Consider the following 16,987-nt stretch of genomic DNA (forward strand, 5'->3'; position numbering starts at 1 on the left):
AATCGGCGGAGCAGGCGGCGATTATACGTGGTCGCCGCCGGGCACCCGGAGCGCGGCCGGCAGATGCAGTGTTTCCAGTGCGCCCAGCAGCCGGTCGACGTGGATTTCCTCATGCGCCGCCGACAGCGTGATGCGCAGCCGCGCCTGGCCGGCGGGCACCGTCGGCGGACGGATCGCGGTTACCAGCAGGCCTTGCCGTTCGAGTGCCTGCGCCGCCCCCAGCGCGGCGTCGGCGCTGCCCAGCAGCAACGGCTGGATCGCGCTGGGCGAGGCCGCCAGCGGCAGGCCGAGCTCGGCCGCGCCGCGGCGAAAACGCCCGATCAGCACGCTGAGTTTGTCGCGCCGCCAGGTTTCGCTCTGCGCCAGCCGCACCGCTTCCAGCGCGGCGGCGGCCAGCGCCGGCGGCATCGCGGTGGTGTAGATGTAGGGGCGCGCGAACTGCACCAGCCCGTCGATCAGCGCGGCCGGTCCGGCCACGAACGCGCCGCTGCAGCCGAGCGCCTTGCCCAGCGTGGCCATCAGCAGCGGCACCTCGTGCTGGCCCAGCTTTGCCGCGCTGAGGCTGCCGGCGCCGTCGTCGCCGAGCACGCCGAGGCCGTGCGCGTCGTCGACCATCAAGGTGGCGCGCTCGAGTGCGCACAGCTGCGCCAGCGCGCGCAGCGGCGCGACGTCGCCGTCCATGCTGAACACGCCGTCGGTGGCCAGCAACGCCGCCGCGCCGGGGTTCGCCGCCAGCTGGCGCGCGGCGGCGGCCACGTCGGCGTGCGGATAGCGCTTCAGTTCGGCGCCGCCGAGCCTGGCGCCATCGAGCAGGCAGGCGTGGTTGAGCTTGTCCTGCACGCACACGTCGCCGCGCGCCAGCAGCGCCTGCAGCACGCCGAGGTTGGCCAGGTAGCCGGTGGAGAACAGCAGCGCGCGCTCGCGCCCGGTCCAGGCGGCCAGCGCTTCCTCCAGTTCCGCGTGCGCGCTGCGATGGCCGCAGATCAGGTGCGCCGAGGTACTGCCGACGCCTTCCTCACGCGCCGCGCGGGTGAGCGCGGCGACCAGCTGCGGGTGCTGCGCCAGGCCGAGGTAGTCGTTGCTGCAGAATGCCAGCAGGCGCTGGCTGCCGGTTTCCAGCCACGGGCCGTCGGCGTGGTCGATCGTGCGCAGCCGGCGGCGCAGTTCGGCGCGCTCGCGTTCGGCCGTCTGGACGGCCAGTCGTTCGAGCAGATCAGGCCGCGGCACTGCAGCCACAGCCTTGTCCGCAGCCGGCCGCGTCGCTTTCAAGAAGGCCGGCGCGCACGGTAGCCACCTCTTCGGCCACTTCCATCGCATGCAGGTCGAGCCGGCGGAACAGCGCGCGATCGGCTTCCACGTCGGGGTTGCCGGTGGTCAGCAGCTTCTCGCCGTGGAAGATCGAGCCGGCGCCGGCGAAGAAGCACAGCGCCTGCACCGCGTCGTCCATCTGCTGGCGGCCGGCGGACAGGCGCACGATCGACAGTGGCATCAGGATCCGTGCCACCGCGATCGCGCGCACGAATTCGAACGGATCGAGCGGCTCGGCGTCGCCCAGCGGCGTGCCGGGCACCGGCACCAGCTGGTTGATCGGCACCGAGTGCGGATGCTCGGGCAGGTTGGCCAGCGCCTGCAGCAGGCCGGCGCGCTGCTCGCGCGTCTCGCCCATGCCGACGATGCCGCCGCAGCAGGTCTTCAGGCCGGCGTCGCGCACCTGCTCCAGGGTTTCCAGGCGATCGCGGTAGTCGCGGGTGTGGATGATCTCGCCGTAGAACTCCGGCGCGGTATCGATGTTGTGGTTGTAGTAGTCGAGGCCGGCGTCCTTCAATGCCTGCGCGTGGCCGTCGCCGAGCAGGCCCAGGGTGGCGCAGGTTTCCAGGCCCAGCTCCTTCACCGCACGCACGATCGCGGCGACCTTGGGAATGTCGCGGTCCTTCGGCCCGCGCCAGGCTGCGCCCATGCAGAAGCGGCTGGCGCCGGCGGCCTTGGCGGCGCGGGCGTGGACCAGCACGTCGTCGACGTCCATCAGCTTCTGCGCGGCCACGCCGGTGTCGTAGCGCGCCGCCTGCGGGCAGTAGGCGCAATCCTCGGGGCAGCCGCCGGTCTTGATCGACAGCAGGGTCGACACCTGCACCGCGTTCGGGTCGTGATGCTGGCGATGCACGCCGTGTGCGCGGTGCAGCAGTTCGTTGAACGGCAGCGCGAACAGCGCGGCGACTTCCGTGCGCGTCCAGTCGTGGCGGATGGCGGCTTCGGGCATGGCGGGCTCCGTGGCAGAGGCCGCGAGTTTGGGTGGGCCGATCGCTGTCGTCAACTTGTTTGCAGGGCGGTTCAGTTGACGAAGTGAACTTGGCGCCCGCGCCGGAAACGGAAAGGCGGCCCGCAGGCCGCCCTTCCTCGACGCATCCGCACCGGCTTATTTGCCGCGTGCGGCCTTCACCTGGTCGGCGGTGATCAGCTTGCCCTGGTTGCCCCACGAACTGCGCTCGTGGTTGGCGATGTTGGCGATGTCCGCGTCGTTCAGCGCGGCGGCGAACGGCGGCATCGCGGTGGGGTAGCTGGTGCCGTTGATCACCAGGCCCTGCAGGCCCTTCAGGATCACCTCGATGTGCTTGGCCGGGTCGGCGTCCTGCACCGCCACGTTGTCCTTCAGCGGCGGGAAGGCGCCGGGCAGGCCCAGGCCGGTGGCCTGGTGGCAGGCCGCGCAGTTGGCGGCGTACAGCGAGGCGCCGCGGGCCGGGTCGAACGTGTACGGACCGCTGGCGGCCGGCGGCGGCGTGGCGGGCGCGGCGGCGACCGGTGCCTTGCTCACCGGCGGCTTGGCGGCGGCCTCGTCGGGCGAGCCCACCAGCAGCACGCCCTGCGCACCCAGCTGCATGTGCGCCATGGCGTGGTCGACGAACGGATAGTGGCCGGCCTCGTCCAGCTTCAGGTCGAATACCGCGCCCTCGCCCGGACCCACGCTCCAGGTGGAGACGCCGTCGATCGCCTGCGCCGGGTTGCCGCCCGGATAGACCTTGTCGAAGATCGCGCCGATCACGTGGAACGAACTCCACAGGCTGGGGCCGGCGTTGACCACGTACAGGCGCACCAGGTCGCCGGGCTTGGCGGTGAGCGGATGGTCGCGGTACTGGAACGCGGCACCGTTGAACACCACCTCGTCGGGGCGCATCTGCTGCATCTTCTCGTAGTTGCCGGCCATCAGCTTGCCCGACACCTGCTGGGTGTACCACTCGCCCTGCACCAGCACGTAGCTCTCGGCGGCCGGCGGCAGCGGCGTGGCCGGGTCGACGATGATCGCACCGTACATGCCGTTGCCGATGTGCAGCAGCACCGGCGGCGTGCCGCAGTGGTACAGGAACGCACCGGGCACCTTGGCCACGAACGAGAAGGCGATCGACTCGCCCGGCATGATGTCCACGTAGTGCAGGCTGGGCGGGGTGATCGCGCTGTGGAAGTCGATCGAGTGCTGCATGGTGCCGTGGTTGGTGAGCTTCACGTTGACCGTTTGTCCCTGGCGCACGTGGATCACCGGGCCGGGCACGCTCTTGCCGAAGGTCCAGGCCTGGTACTGCACACCGCTGGCGATTTCCACGCTCTGGTCGGAGACGGCGATGTCCACTGCCACGCTGCCGCCTTCCTGCAGCGGCGGCAGGCGTGCGTCGCGGGCCTTGCCGATGGGTTGGCTGGAGGCCAGCGACAGCGGCGTCACCGCGGCCGCCGCGGCCTGCGGGCTGGCCGATTTCACGTTCAACGCGCTGTGCAGGCCGGCCAGCAGCAGCGCCACCAGGATCAGCACGCCGGCCAGCGCCGGCCCCTGTACGCGCCACGGCAGCGGGTGCACCTCGGTCAGCGGCAGCGTGTCGTTCCAGTCGGCCAGCCGGCGCCAGCTCGGCCAGCGGCGCTCGATCAGGTAGTCCAGGCTGTACGGGCTGGGGCCCGAGCGCAGGTTGATCACGATCAGCGCCGCGAAGATCAGCACGTAGCTGATCGCCGCGCCGATGTTGTTGGCGCCCACCGAGTACGGGCCGCCGAAGCCTTCCGCCGTGCTCCAGATCAACAGGCTGAACAGGATGCCCACCACGTAGGTGATCTTGCGCGCGAAGCCCAGCAGCAGCGCCAGCGCCAGCAGGGTCTCGGCGATGCGCGTGGCCCATACGAAAAAGCCCACGTGCGGCGTCACCAGGCCGATCCACAGCTCGAACCACCACCCCGACCAAGCCGGCTGGCCGGTCGCGGCGTTGTGCAGGTAGCCTACGTAGTGGTTGGCGAAATCGGCGGTCCAGGTCAGCGCGGCGCTCACGGCCCAGATCAGGCCGAACGCCACGCGCAGCGCGGTGCCGGCTACCGCCGGCCAGGTGGAAGGAGCGGGCTTGCCGCTGTCGGGCACGGACATGGGAACCTCTCTGAGTGGATGAAGTGGCGGGCGGAATCGGACGTCGCGGCGCGACGACGCCCGAGTGTACGTCGCCACGGTGGCACCGGGCGATACTCGCGGGCGACTTGCCGCTACCATCCCGAGCGACGAACGGGGAGGACGCATGGATCGGCCAAGTCGGCTGCAACCCTGGCACGCGCTGCAGCGATGGCTGCTGCCGCGGCGCTGCCTGCTGTGCGGCGCGCCCGGCGCCGACGAGATGGATCTGTGCGCCGACTGCGCCGCCGAGCTGCCGCGCAACCGCAGCTGCTGCGCGCGTTGCGCGCTGCCGCTGGCCGTGCCGGCAGCGCTGTGCGGCGAGTGCCAGCGCCACCGGCCGCCGTGGGACGCGGCGTGGGCGCCGTTCCGCTACGGCTGGCCGCTGGACCGGCTGGAGTCGCGCTACAAGTTTTCCGCCGACCTCGCCGCCGGGCGCGTGCTGTCGCAACTGTGGCAGCGCGAGCCGTGCCCGCTGCGGCTGCCGCAGCTGCTGCTGGCCGTGCCGCTGCATCGCAGCCGCCTGCGCCGGCGCGGCTACAACCAGGCGCTGGAGCTGGCCCGCTCGCTGGCGCGCGCATCCGGCGTGCCGCTGCGGCACGATGCGCTGCTGCGCCGGCGTTCCACCGCGGCGCAGACCGAACTCGACGCGCTCGCCCGCCGCCGCAACGTGCATGGCGCGTTCGCCCTGCGCGAAGGCGTGGCACTGCCCGCGCACGTGGCGATCCTCGACGACGTGATGACCACCGGCGCCACCCTCGCCGAATGCGCCCGCGTGCTGCGCCGCGCCGGCGTGCAGCGGGTGGACGTGTGGGCGCTGGCGCGGGCGCCGTCGCCGCGGGCGCCTTGACTTCAAGTTTAGGCACAAGTACCTTTTTCAAAAAAGGTAGTGCGTGAGATGGATGCAGGCAAGTCCGGCGCGTTGCGCAAGGGGCTGTTGGAGTTCGTGGTGCTGGCCGTCGTTTCGTCGGGAAGGGCCTATGCCGCCGACATCCTGCAGCGCCTGGGCGGTACCGAGTTCGCCACCAGCGAGGGCACCCTGTATCCGCTCCTGAGCCGGATGCGGCGCGAACGCTTGCTGGATTACGAGTGGCAGGAATCCGCAAGCGGCCCGCCGCGGAAGTATTACCGGCTCACGCCGAACGGCCGCAGGCAACTGGCCGCGTTCCGGACGTACTGGAAGTCCTTGACGCGTCTCATCGACGAACTGGGTACACCACCATGCAAACCATGATCCATGTCGGCCTGAGCGGTCACACGACGGCGTTCCAACTGGACGAGGATGGCTACGGATCCTTGCGCCGCTACTTCGAGCGCGCGCGTGCGGGGCTGGCGCGCGATCCCGATCGCGAGGAAATACTCCGCGACCTCGAGCAATCGATCGGCGAAAAACTCGCGGTGTTGCCGCATGCCGGCGGGCGGGTCATCGCCGGCCACGAAGTCGATTCGGTGCTGGGGCAAGTCGGCACGGTCGATCCCGGCAGCGACAACGGCCATGCCCGCCGCCCGCCGCCGATGCGGCCCTGGCGGTTTTGCCGCATCGAGCAAGACAAGTGGATCGGCGGCGTTTGCACCGGACTGGCGGCACGTTCGGGCGTCCGCGTCGACTGGGTGCGGACCATCTTCATCCTGGCGACGGTTTTCACCGGCGGCATGATGGCGCTGGTCTACCTCGCCCTGGTGCTCGCACTGCCGGTACTCCGGACGCGCGACGATTACGAGGACATGTGCCGTTTGTCGCCGTAGGCGATGCGAGACCGGACAGGGTGGCGCGGCCAGGGCGGATCAGGCCAGTGACGAGGACTCGCCTTGTGCTCGCGGCGTGTCGGCAGTGATGGAATGAGGAGGTTTGCCATGTCGGTAGCAAGGCGGATTCGCGGATCGGCACGCGTGGCGTCGCTGGTTTTTTTCCTGCTTGCGCCGACCCTGGCGCTGGCCGCGTCGCCTGCGCCAACCGAGATAGCGCAGGCGAAAGCCGTCTTCGCGGATGCGCAAAGCGTCTCCGCCAGGGACGACGGCCGCCTGTGGGGCATCCCGCTCTACGGCCGGATGCTGCTGGTGATCCCCGCGACGCGGGCCGTCATCGCCAACCAGCCGGATCCGCGGCATCTGCTGCGGCCTGCGGACGGGGTCTATGTCGGCACGCTGCCCGAGGACGTGGTCCTTTCGGACGCGCCCACGGAATGGGAGGGCGTGCGCTGGACGCAGCTGAGGTTGCCGGCCTTGCCCGAGGATGCACTGACGCGCTCGATTACTCTGGCGCACGAGATGTTCCACCGCATCCAGCCGCAGCTGCATCTCGCGGCGAACGCCACGGCGAACCCGCAACTCGACGCCGAGCAGGGGCGATTGTGGCTGCGGCTGGAGTGGCGCGCGCTCGCCGCCGCCCTGATCGAATCGGGCGATGCGCAGACGCAGGCGATCCGCGACGCCCTGGCCTTCCGCGACCGGCGCCACACGCTGTTCCCCGGCGCGGCGGCAACGGAAGCCGCCATGGAGATCACGGAGGGCACCGCCCAATACACCGGCATCGTGGTGGCGGAGCCGGATGCCGCGGCGGCGCGCTGGCACACGGCGGCCGATCTCCTCCATCCCGATGTCGAGAGTTCCTTCTCGCGCATTTCCGCCTTCATGTCGGGACCGGCCTACGGCCTGTTGCTGGACGAGCGCATGCCGGGATGGCGCAAGACGCTCGACGAGCGTTCCGACCTTGGCGCGATGCTGGCATCGACGCTACACGGCAACGCGGAAGCGTCGGCCGAGTCGCGTGCCGCGACCTATGGTGCCAGCGGGCTACGCGTGGTGCTGGCGGATCGCGCCGCCCGCGAGAAAGCCATGCAGGCGCATTACCGCGCCGCCCTGGTCGACGGGCCGACGCTTGCGCTGACTGCGCTGGGGCGCTTCAGTTTCAATCCCAGCACCGCGGTGGCGCTGGGCGCGGACGGCATCGTCTACCGCACGTTCCACGCCATCGCGCGGTGGGGCACCCTGGATGTGCAAGCGGGCGGCGTGCTGGTGGCAGCGGATTTCAGCCGCGCCGCGCTGCCCGTCCCGATGACGATCAAGGGCCCGCGTCTCGCAGGCAAGGGCTGGACCATCGAGCTGGCGCCGGGCTGGTCCGCCGCGCCGGCGACGAAGCCCGGAAGCTACGTGCTGGTGCAGCATCCTCGCTGACCGCTGACCGCTGACCGCTGACCGCTGACCGCTGACCGCTGACGCCGATCCGGTGCCTTCTCAATGCACCGCCAGCGCCAGCACGATGCCGATCCACAGCGCCAGCCCCAGCCAGTTGTTGTGGCGGAACGCGGCCAGGCAGGCGTCGCGGGCGCGCGCGCGGATCAGCCACAGCTGCCAGCCGAACAGGCCGGCGGCGGCCAGCAGCGCCAGCCAGTACGGCCAGCCCAGCGCGGCACGCCGGCCGACGAACAGCATCGCCAGCAGGAAGGTGCCCATCAGCATGCCGAGGATCGGCAGGTCGGCGTCGCCGAACAGGATCGCGGTGGATTTCGCGCCGACCTTGCGGTCGTCGTCGCGGTCGACCATCGCGTACTCGGTGTCGTAGATCACCGCCCACAGGATGTTGCCGATGAACAGCAGCCAGCCCAGCGGCGGTACCGTGTGCGTCACCGCGGCGAATGCCATCGGGATCGACCAGCCGAATGCGGCGCCCAGCACCACCTGCGGCAGGTAGGTCCAGCGCTTGGTGAACGGGTAGATCGCCGCCAGCGCGGCGCCGGCGAACGCCAGCCGGATGGTCAGCGCGTTGGTGAACAGCACCAGCACGAAGGAGAACGCCAGCAGCGTGGCGAATACCACCAGCGCCTCGCGTGGCGTCACCCGCCCGCTGGCGATCGGCCGCCCGGCGGTGCGCTCCACCAGCGGATCGAGCTGGCGGTCGGCGTAGTCGTTGATCGCGCAGCCGGCCGCGCGCATCGCGAACACGCCGAGAGTGAAGATCAGCAGTGGCTGCCACGGCGGGAAATCGCCGGCTGCCAGCCACAGCGCCCACCAGGTTGGCCACAGCAGCAGCAGCGCGCCGATCGGGCGATCCATCCGGGTCAGCACCAGGTAGTCGCGCGCCTTCGCGCGATGGCGCGCCGGCAGCCGGCACATCAGCCAGTCCAGCACCCGCGTGGCACGGGTCGAGCTGTCCGCCGGCTGCATCGCCCGGGCGGCGGGGTTCGCGGTGCCGGGCCGTGGCCGGGCGGCGGAGGAAGGCGCGGCGCGGTGCCGCTGGCGTTGGCGGGATGGGGGAACCATGCGGCAAAGTCTAGCGCGCCGTGCCTCGGCGAACCGCGCGGTAGTTCTAAAGTCCGCCCTGCCGCGGCCGATAAGGCTGACGAGCGCTACCGTTCGTGGTAACGCCAAGCATGCGCCGCACGACGCCGGACGCCGTCGGTGCCTGGAGCGTCGATGGCCGGATACGAAGCCAGCGAAGAGGACCTTGCGCTGTCGCCCGACGCGCTGCCGCCCGATGACGCCATCGCCGGCGCGCCCGCGCCAGCGGCGGAATCGGCGGTGGCCGATTCCTTCGTGCACTCGCGCCTGCTCGATTCGGTGGCCTCGTTCACCCACCACCGCGACATCGCCGCGCTCGACCACAGCCTGGTGCTGTCGTTGGCCGAACTGACCGCAGCGCGGCGGGTGGTGCTGGCCAAGCGGGCGCTCGACGGCGCCTACGTGGAGGCCATCATGTGTTGCACGCCGGACGCGCAGGGCGTCTATCGCCTGCAGGCGGACGACCCGGACGCTATCGATCCGGCGCTGAAGCTGCTGCACCGCTGCATGCACCGGCTGGACGTGCAGACGGAAACGGTGCAGGGCCTGCATCGACTGGTCGTGCCGATCCTGTGCGACGGCCGCGCGATCGGCGCGCTGCAGCTGGACAGCGACCTGCCGCCGGCTGCCAGCCGGTCGCTCACCGAGGGCTTTGCGCGCATCTACGCCAACTACACCGTGCTGCTGCACGAAAGCGAACACGACAAGCTGACCGGCCTGTACAACCGGCGCAGCCTCGAACGCCAGTTGCAGCGGCTGTTGCACCAGCACGAGCAGACGCTGCGCGTGCTGCCGCCGGCACGCGCAGCGCCCGGCGAGCCCGCCGCGGAGCCACCGCAAGTGTGGCTGGCGATCCTCGACATCGACCACTTCAAGCGCATCAACGACACCTACGGGCACATCTACGGCGACGAGGTGATCCTGCTGCTGGCGCAGCAGATGCGTGCCTGCTTCCGCCGCAGCGACGTGCTGTTCCGCTTCGGCGGCGAGGAGTTCGTGATCCTGTTCGGCGCGGCCAGCGAGGGCATCGTGCACGCCGTGCTGGAGCGTTTCCGCCAGCGCATCGCCGAGCACGTGTTCCCGCAGGTGGGCAGTGTCACCGTCAGCATCGGCTACGCCGGCGTCGGTCGCCACGATTACCCGGCCAGCGCGCTGGATCGCGCCGATAAGGCGCTGTACTACGCCAAGCAGCACGGCCGCAACGGCACCTGCGGCTACGAGAGCCTGAGCGCGCGCGGCCTGCTCGGGCGGGAGATGGCGGCCGGCAGCATCGACCTGTTCTGAGCGGCCGCGGGCGCACGGCGCCGGCGATGCGCGCTCAGCTGCGCAGCAGCCGTCGGTAGGCCGGGTGCGCGCTCTCGTCCACATGCGGATAGCCAAGCGCGGCCAGGAACTGCCGCAGCAGCGGCAGCTCGGCCGCCGGCACCTGCAGGCCAACCAGGATGCGGCCGTGGTCGGCGCCGTGGTTGCGGTAGTGGAACAGGCTGACGTTCCAGTCCGGGTGCAGCCGCCCGAGGAAGTCGGTGAGCGCGCCGGGACGCTCGGGGAACTCGAAGCGGTACAGCCGCTCGTCCCGTGCCAGCGGCGAACGGCCGCCGATCATGTGGCGCAGGTGCAGCTTGGCCAGCTCGTCGTCGGTGAGGTCGAGCAGTTCGAACGCCTGCGCGCGGAACGCGGCGGCCAGTGCTTCGCGCTCGCCGCGGCGGGCGATGCGCACGCCCACGAAGATGTGCGCCGAGCGCGCGTCGCCGATGCGGTAGTTGAACTCGGTGATGGCGTGCCGGCCCAGCGCGGCGCAGAAGCGGCGGAAGCTGCCGCGCTCCTCCGGGATGGTCACCGCGAACACCGCCTCGCGCTGCTCGCCCAGCTCGGCACGCTCGGCGACGAAGCGCAGGCGGTCGAAATTCATGTTCGCGCCGGAGACGATCGCCACCAGCGCGCCCGCGCCGCCGCCGTGCGCGGCGGCGTATTGCTTCAGCCCGGCCAGCGCCAGCGCGCCAGCGGGTTCGGGCACGCTGCGGGTGTCCTGGTAGATGTCACGGATCGCCGCGCAGACCGCGTCGGCATCCACCCGCAGCATCGCGTCCACATGCTGCCGGCACAGCGCGAAGGTCAGCGCGCCGACCTGCTTCACCGCGGTGCCGTCGGCGAACAGGCCGACCTCGTCCAACACGACACGCTCGCCGGCGTCGAGCGAGCGCGCCATCGCGTCCGAGTCCGCCGCCTGCACGCCGATCACCCGTACCGCGGGCCGCAGCGCCTTGATGCACGCGGCCACGCCGGCGGCGAGGCCGCCGCCGCCGACCGGCACGAACACCGCCTCCAACGGACCCGGGTGCTGGAGCAGGATCTCCAGCGCCACCGTGCCCTGGCCGGCGATCACCGCCGGGTCGTCGAACGGGTGCACGAACACCGCGCCGCGTTCGGCCTGCAGCTGCGCGGCCGCCGCCTGCGCGTCGCTGTAGGAATCGCCGGCCAGCACGACGTCCACCATCGCCCCGCCGAAGCGGCGCACCGCGTCCACCTTCAGCTGCGGCGCGGTCACCGGCATCACGATGGTGGCGCGGATGCCCAGCTTCGCCGCGGCCAGCGCCACGCCCTGCGCGTGGTTGCCGGCGGAAGCGGCGACCACGCCGCGCGCGCGCTGCGCCGCGTCCAGCTGCACCATGCGGTTGTACGCGCCGCGCAGCTTGAACGAGAACACGCTTTGCTGGTCCTCGCGCTTCAGCAGCACCGGCCGGCCCAGCCGCTCGCCGAGCAGCGGCGCCGGTTCCAGCGCGGAGACCTGCGCCACCTCGTAGACGCGCGCGGCACGGATCTGCGCCAGCAGGTCGGCGTGATCGTCGTCGACGAGCGGGGCGACGGCGTTCATGCCGCGAGCGCGGCAGCCGGATGCGCCACCTGCAGCACGTCGACCAGCTTGCGCGTCTGCTGCAGGATCTGGCCGAGCGCCGCGTCGTCGCATTGCAGGCTCAGCGTGAGCCGCGAGACGGCGGGATCGTGCGTGGCCGCCACGGTCAGCGTGTCGATGTTGTAGCCGCGCGCGGCGAACAGCCCGGCCACGCGCACCAGCGCGCCGGCTTCGTTCTGTAACAGGATGGACAAGGTGTGGTTCATGACGGGACTCCGTGGGTGAGTCCCCCTCCCTTCGGGAGAGGGTGCCGACAGGCGGGTGAGGGTACGGGCGAAGCGAGGCGCTGACGCCCGCCCGTACCCTCAGCCGGCCCTTGGGGGGGCCACCTTCTCCCGGAGGGAGAAGGGAAAGGCCCAAAGCTCAGAACATGTGTGACGTCGCGCCCTCGCCCGCGGCCGCCGCCGCGCGCGAGGGAATGAAGTCGCCGGTGATCATCTGCGCGTAGCTGGCGCCGGGGCCAACCATCGGATATACGCCGGCCTCCGGGTCGATCATCACTTCCAGGAAGGCCGGGCCGGGGTAGGCGAGGAAGTCGGCAATCGTCGCCTCCAGCTCGTCCACGCGTTCCAGCCGCCGCGCCCAGCCGAAGCCGTCGGCCTGCGCGGCGCGCACGAAGTCCTTCTTGTGCAGGCTCTTGTCCGACGCCGCGAAGCGGCCCTTGAAGTACAGCTTCTGCCACTGCCGCACCATGCCGTCGCCGACGTTGTTCAGCACCACCACCTTGATCGGCAGCTCGTAGGTGGTGACGGTTTCCAGCTCGCCGAGGTTCATGCGGATGCTGGCGTCGCCGTCGATGTCGATCACCAGCTCGTCGCGCCGCGCGAATTGCGCGCCGATCGCCGCCGGCAGGCCGAAGCCCATCGTGCCCATCGAGCCGGAGGTGAGCCAATGCCGTGGCGCGCGGAAGTCGAAATACTGCGCCGCCCACATCTGGTGCTGGCCGACGCCGGTGCTGACGATGGCATGGCCCCGTGTGTGGCGGTTGATCGCCTCGATCACTGCGTACGGCTGGATCAGTGCGCTGGCGCGGTCGTAGGCCATCGCGTGCACGCGTTTCAGTTCCGTCACGTGCGCATGCCAGGCGTCCAGCTCGGGGCGCAGGCCGTGCGCGCGGCCGTACGCGGTGAGCCGTTCCAGCGCGCGCACCAGCGGCCCCACGTGCTGCCAGTCGACCGCCTTCACCTTGCCGATCTCGGCCGGGTCGATGTCGACCTGCGCGATGAACTTCGCGCGCGGCGCGAACTTGTCCGGTACGCCGGCCACGCGGTCGTCGAAGCGCGCGCCCAACGCCAGCACGAAGTCGCAGTCCTCCACCGCGTAGTTCGCGTAGGCGGTGCCGTGCATGCCGAGCAGGTGCAGCGCCAGCGGGTCGGTGCTGTCGAAGCCGCCCAGGCCCATCAGGGTGGTGGCGACCGGCAGCCCGAAAGCGTCGACGAAGGCGCGCAGCGCGGCCGACGCTTCCGCCGCGATCACGCCGCCGCCGGCGTAGATCAGCGGGCGCCGCGCCCGCACCAGTGCGTGGAAGAACGTCGCGCAGTCGGCGTCGCTCAGCGTCGACTGCTCCACCGCACGCAGCCGCGTGCGGTAGCCGGCCAGCGCCAGCTCGCCGCCGCCGCGCCAGGCCAGCGCGGTGTTCTGCACGTCCTTGGGCACGTCCACCACCACCGGACCGGGCCGGCCGCTGCGTGCCAGGCTGAACGCGGTACGCACGATCGCTTCCAGCTGCGTCGCGTCGGTGACCAGGAACACGTGCTTGGCGCAGGCGCCCATGATGTTGCTGACCGGCGCCTCCTGGAACGCGTCGCTGCCGATCGCGGCGGTGCCCACCTGGCCGCAGATCACCACCAGCGGGATCGAATCGGCCATCGAGTCGCGTACCGGCGTGACCATGTTGGTGGCGCCGGGGCCGGAGGTGACGATGGCCACGCCGATCTTGCCGGAGGCGCGCGCGTAGCCGGCCGCCATGAAGCCGGCGCCCTGCTCGTTGGCCGGCACGATCAACGGCATCGGTTCGCTGCCGTCGGCGCGCGGGTGTCCGGCGTTGTAGCGGAACACCGCGTCGTACACCGGCAGGATCGCGCCACCGGAGTAGCCGAACAGAACGTCGACGCCCTCGTCGGCGAGTATCTGCACGATCACTTCGGCGCCGCTCATGCTGTGGCCGGCCAGCGGGTGCCGGTCGGTCGTGGTCTCGGCTTTCAGTGCTTGTGCATTCACAAAGAAAATCCCCACAAGTTCGGTGTCGTGCTCCCTCCCCTGCGCAGCAGGGGAGGGTTGGGGAGGGGTCGCTCTTGCCCGTAAAAAGTCAAAAGCGTCACCCCCTCCCAACCTCCCCTTCATTGCAGGGGGAGGAGCCAGGGAGCGTCAGCCGGCTTTCTTCAGCGGCGCGACGGCGGCGGGCGGCGTGTTCGGCTGCAGCCACGGCATCCGTGCGCGCAGCTTCGCGCCGACCACCTCGATCGGATGCTCGAGGTCGGCCTGCTTCAGGCGCTTGTAGTTCGGCAGGCCGGCCTGGTATTCGGCGATCCAGTTCTTCGCGAAGGTGCCGTCCTGGATGTCGCTGAGCACCCCCTTCATGCGCGCCTTGGTGCCGGCATCGACGATGCGCGGGCCGCTGACGTAGTCGCCGTACTGCGCGGTCTCGGAGACGAACTGCAGCATCTTGGCCAGGCCGCCCTCGTAGAACAGGTCGACGATCAGCTTCAGCTCGTGCATCACCTCGTAATAGGCGATCTCCGGCTGGTAGCCGGCCTCGACCAGGGTCTCGAAGCCCTTGGTCACCAGCTCGCTGGCGCCGCCGCACAGCACCGCCTGTTCGCCGAACAGATCCGTCTCGGTCTCTTCCTTGAAGTCGGTCTGGATGAGCATCGCGCGGCTGCCGCCGATGCCGTCGGCGTAGCCCTTCGTCTTCGCCTCGGCGTGGCCGCTGACGTCCTGGTGCACGGCCCAGATGCACGGCACGCCGCGGCCGCGCTCGTACTCGCTGCGCACCAGCGCGCCGGGACCTTTCGGCGCGACCAGGATCACGTCGATGTCCGCGCGCGGCGTGATCTGTCCGAAGTGCACGTTGAAGCCGTGCGCGAACAGGAGTGCCGCACCGGGTTTGAGGTTCGGCTCGATCGCTTCCTTGTACAGCGCGGGCTGCACCATGTCGGGGGTGAGCACGGCGACCAGGTCGGCGCCCTTCACCGCCTCGGCCGGCTCGGCGACAGTGAAGCCGTCGGCCTTGGCCTTGTGCCAGGTCGGGCCGTTCGGGCGCAGGCCGACCACGACGTCGAGGCCGGAGTCGCGCAGGTTGAGCGCGTGCGCGCGGCCCTGGCTGCCGTAGCCGAGCACGGCGATGCGGGATGAGGCGAGGGTGTGGTGGCTCATGCGGTGACTCCCTGGTTGGATGCGGTGGTGGTAGGGCGTGGGGCAGGGTTGGCGGGTTGCGTGGTGGCGCCGTCGGAAGCCGAGCCCACCAGCAGGGCGAACTTGGCCAGCACGCCGCGACTGACTTTCGGCGCCGGCGGTTGCCACCGCGCGCGGCGCGCGGCGAGGTCGGCGTCGGTGGACATTTCGCGGGCGAGCGCGTCGATGCGGATGCGGTCACCGTCGGCGAGCAGCGCGATCGGGCCGCCGCGGGCGGCTTCCGGGGCGATGTGGCCGACCATGAAGCCGTGGGTGGCGCCGGAGAAACGACCGTCGGTGATCAGCGCCACGTCGTCGCCGAGGCCGCGGCCGATCAGCGCGGCGGTGACGCCGAGCATCTCGCGCATGCCGGGGCCGCCGGCCGGGCCTTCGTTGCGGATCACCACCACGTCGCCCTTCGCGATACGGCCTTCCTGCACGGCGGCGAAGGCGGCCTCCTCGCTCTCGAACACGCGGGCGCTGCCCTCGAAGCGGGTGCCGCCGTGGCCGGCGCTGTGCTTGCCGGGGATCTTCAGGATGCAGCCGTCCGGCGCCAGGTTGCCGTAGAGGATGGAGTAGCCGCCGCGCGGCTTCAGCGGTGCGACGACCGGATGGATCACCCGCTGCTGCGCGACGCGCGGCGCCGCGGCGGTTTCGGCGAACAGGCTGCGGCCGGTGACGGTGGCGGCGTCCTCCAGCATGCCGGCGGCGATCAGCTCCTGCGCCACGCGCGCGGCGCCGCCGGCGTCGAACATCTCCACCGCGGTGTAGCGGCCGCCGGGCAGCAGGTCGGCGATCACCGGGGTGCTTTCGGTGGCCGGCTGGAAATCCTCCAGCGACCATTCCACGCCGGCCTCGCGGGCGATCGCGAGCAGGTGCAGCACCGCGTTGGTGGAGCCGGCGGTGGCCGCAACCATGCGCGCGGCGTTGTGCATCGCGGTGCGGCTGATCAGGGCACGCGGCGTGCGGCCCTGGCGCAGGCAATCCATCACCAGCTCGCCGCAGCGGCGAGCGGCGGCGAGCTTGTCCGGGTGGGTGGCGGGAATGTCGTTCAGCCCCATCGGCGACAGCCCCAGCGTGGTCAGCACCATCGCCATGGTGTTGGCGGTGAACTGGCCGCCGCAGGCGCCGGCGCCGCCGCAGGCGTCGCACTCCACCTGGCGCAGCTCGGCGTCGTCGATGGTGCCGGCGCCGTGCGCGCCCACCGCCTCGAACACCTGCTGGATGGTGATCGGCCGGTTCCTGTGCAGGCCGTGCGCGATGGTGCCGCCGTAGAGCGCCACCGCGGGGATGTCCAGCCGCGCCATCGCCATCGCTGCGGCGGGAATGGTCTTGTCGCAGCCGCACAGCACCACCATGGCGTCGCACAGGTGGCCTTCCACCGCCGCCTCGATCGAGTCGGTGATCACCTCGCGGCTGACCAGCGAATAGCGCATGCCCGGCGTGCCCATGGCGATGCCGTCGGTGACCGCGATGGTGTTGAACTCCACCGGCGTGCCGCCGGCGGCGCGCACGCCTGCCATCGCCGCCTGCGCCAGCTCGCGCAGGTTGAGGTTGCATGGCGACACGTCCGACCAGGTGTGCACCACCGCCACCAGCGGCTTCTTCAGCGCCGCATCGTCCAGGCCGGTGGCGCGCAGCATAGCGCGAGCGGGGGCGCGGTCCGGGCCGCTCTTGATCAGGTCACTGCGCATGGGGAAAGCTCCGAAGGACAAAGTCCCTTGACGGGGGGACAAATCGGCAGGAAAGCCGATTTGCACGGCGCCAGCCGCCCGCAGGGTGAGGGCCGGGGATGGCCCGAATGAAGGTGCCCCGAAGGGGCGGATGAGGGGCGAGTGCTTGCGGTGGAGCTGATCGAAAGGAAGAAGAGCGCCCCCTGCGCGCCAGGGAGGTGGCGGGACGGAACGGGAGTCGGCGCCATCGCGGCGGGCACGAACCGTCCGGCGCCGAAGACGCGCAGGGGGCGGCAAAAAGGGCGGACACGTCCGTGTGCC

At 71.0% G+C, this 16,987-nt stretch carries 14 protein-coding genes; 5 read left to right on the forward strand and 9 right to left on the reverse strand.

Annotated elements, in window-relative coordinates:
• Positions 1-21: 21 nt before the first annotated feature.
• The 3 genes from bioF to RHOOR92_RS0112785 form a co-directional block, all read right to left on the reverse strand.
• On the reverse strand, positions 22-1,227 hold the full coding sequence (gene bioF / locus RHOOR92_RS0112775; RefSeq protein ID WP_007513571.1) for an 8-amino-7-oxononanoate synthase: 1,206 nt from the start codon (positions 1,225-1,227) through the stop codon (positions 22-24).
• Positions 1,214-2,257 (reverse strand): biotin synthase BioB, encoded by a 1,044-nt coding sequence (gene bioB, locus RHOOR92_RS0112780; RefSeq protein ID WP_027490409.1) that lies wholly within the window; start codon positions 2,255-2,257, stop codon positions 1,214-1,216. The genes bioF and bioB overlap by 14 nt, the downstream gene beginning before the upstream one ends.
• Positions 2,258-2,413: 156 nt before the next feature.
• Positions 2,414-4,393: a multicopper oxidase domain-containing protein gene (locus tag RHOOR92_RS0112785; RefSeq protein WP_027490410.1), complete on the reverse strand. Its 1,980-nt coding sequence runs from the start codon at positions 4,391-4,393 to the stop codon at positions 2,414-2,416.
• 145 nt (positions 4,394-4,538) lie between these two features.
• Here RHOOR92_RS0112785 and RHOOR92_RS0112790 point away from each other — a divergent pair, with 145 nt between their 5' ends.
• The 4 genes from RHOOR92_RS0112790 (at position 4,539) to RHOOR92_RS0112805 (ending at position 7,585) form a co-directional block, all read left to right on the forward strand.
• Positions 4,539-5,261, forward strand: coding sequence for a ComF family protein (locus tag RHOOR92_RS0112790; RefSeq protein WP_027490411.1), 723 nt, complete (start codon positions 4,539-4,541; stop codon positions 5,259-5,261).
• Between the two features lie 48 nt (positions 5,262-5,309).
• Positions 5,310-5,645 (forward strand): PadR family transcriptional regulator, encoded by a 336-nt coding sequence (locus RHOOR92_RS0112795; RefSeq protein ID WP_027484120.1) that lies wholly within the window; start codon positions 5,310-5,312, stop codon positions 5,643-5,645.
• Positions 5,633-6,157, forward strand: a complete 525-nt coding sequence (locus RHOOR92_RS0112800; protein ID WP_027490412.1) for a PspC domain-containing protein — start codon at positions 5,633-5,635, stop codon at positions 6,155-6,157. The genes RHOOR92_RS0112795 and RHOOR92_RS0112800 overlap by 13 nt, the downstream gene beginning before the upstream one ends.
• 144 nt (positions 6,158-6,301) lie before the next feature.
• A complete protein-coding gene (locus RHOOR92_RS0112805; protein ID WP_231378390.1) occupies positions 6,302-7,585 on the forward strand; it encodes a hypothetical protein in 1,284 nt (427 codons plus the stop codon).
• A gap of 60 nt (positions 7,586-7,645) precedes the next feature.
• On the opposite strand, the gene ubiA is transcribed toward RHOOR92_RS0112805, so the two are convergent.
• Complete coding sequence (gene ubiA / locus RHOOR92_RS0112810) at positions 7,646-8,575, reverse strand: 4-hydroxybenzoate octaprenyltransferase (protein ID WP_027490414.1); 930 nt, start codon at positions 8,573-8,575, stop codon at positions 7,646-7,648.
• Positions 8,576-8,824: 249 nt separating this feature from the next.
• Here ubiA and RHOOR92_RS0112815 point away from each other — a divergent pair, with 249 nt between their 5' ends.
• Positions 8,825-9,973, forward strand: coding sequence for a GGDEF domain-containing protein (locus tag RHOOR92_RS0112815; protein ID WP_007513587.1), 1,149 nt, complete (start codon positions 8,825-8,827; stop codon positions 9,971-9,973).
• A 34-nt stretch (positions 9,974-10,007) separates the two neighbouring features.
• Here the strand turns inward: RHOOR92_RS0112815 and ilvA are convergent, their stop codons facing one another.
• The 5 genes from ilvA to RHOOR92_RS0112840 form a co-directional block, all read right to left on the reverse strand.
• Positions 10,008-11,561 (reverse strand): threonine ammonia-lyase, biosynthetic, encoded by a 1,554-nt coding sequence (ilvA, locus tag RHOOR92_RS0112820; protein ID WP_051281218.1) that lies wholly within the window; start codon positions 11,559-11,561, stop codon positions 10,008-10,010.
• Complete coding sequence (gene ilvN / locus RHOOR92_RS0112825; protein ID WP_007513591.1) at positions 11,558-11,806, reverse strand: acetolactate synthase small subunit; 249 nt, start codon at positions 11,804-11,806, stop codon at positions 11,558-11,560. The genes ilvA and ilvN overlap by 4 nt, the downstream gene beginning before the upstream one ends.
• 157 nt (positions 11,807-11,963) lie before the next feature.
• Complete coding sequence (gene ilvB, locus RHOOR92_RS0112830; RefSeq protein ID WP_231378397.1) at positions 11,964-13,757, reverse strand: biosynthetic-type acetolactate synthase large subunit; 1,794 nt, start codon at positions 13,755-13,757, stop codon at positions 11,964-11,966.
• Positions 13,758-13,967: 210 nt separating this feature from the next.
• On the reverse strand, positions 13,968-14,975 hold the full coding sequence (gene ilvC, locus RHOOR92_RS0112835) for a ketol-acid reductoisomerase (RefSeq protein WP_027484127.1): 1,008 nt from the start codon (positions 14,973-14,975) through the stop codon (positions 13,968-13,970).
• Positions 14,972-16,687 carry a dihydroxy-acid dehydratase gene (locus RHOOR92_RS0112840; RefSeq protein ID WP_027490417.1) on the reverse strand — a complete coding sequence of 572 codons (1,716 nt, stop codon included), beginning with the start codon at positions 16,685-16,687 and terminating at the stop codon, positions 14,972-14,974. Before RHOOR92_RS0112840 ends, ilvC begins: the two co-directional genes overlap by 4 nt.
• Positions 16,688-16,987 lie beyond the last annotated feature (300 nt).

Source organism: Rhodanobacter sp. OR92 (assembly GCF_000427545.1).
Lineage (GTDB): Bacteria > Pseudomonadota > Gammaproteobacteria > Xanthomonadales > Rhodanobacteraceae > Rhodanobacter > Rhodanobacter denitrificans.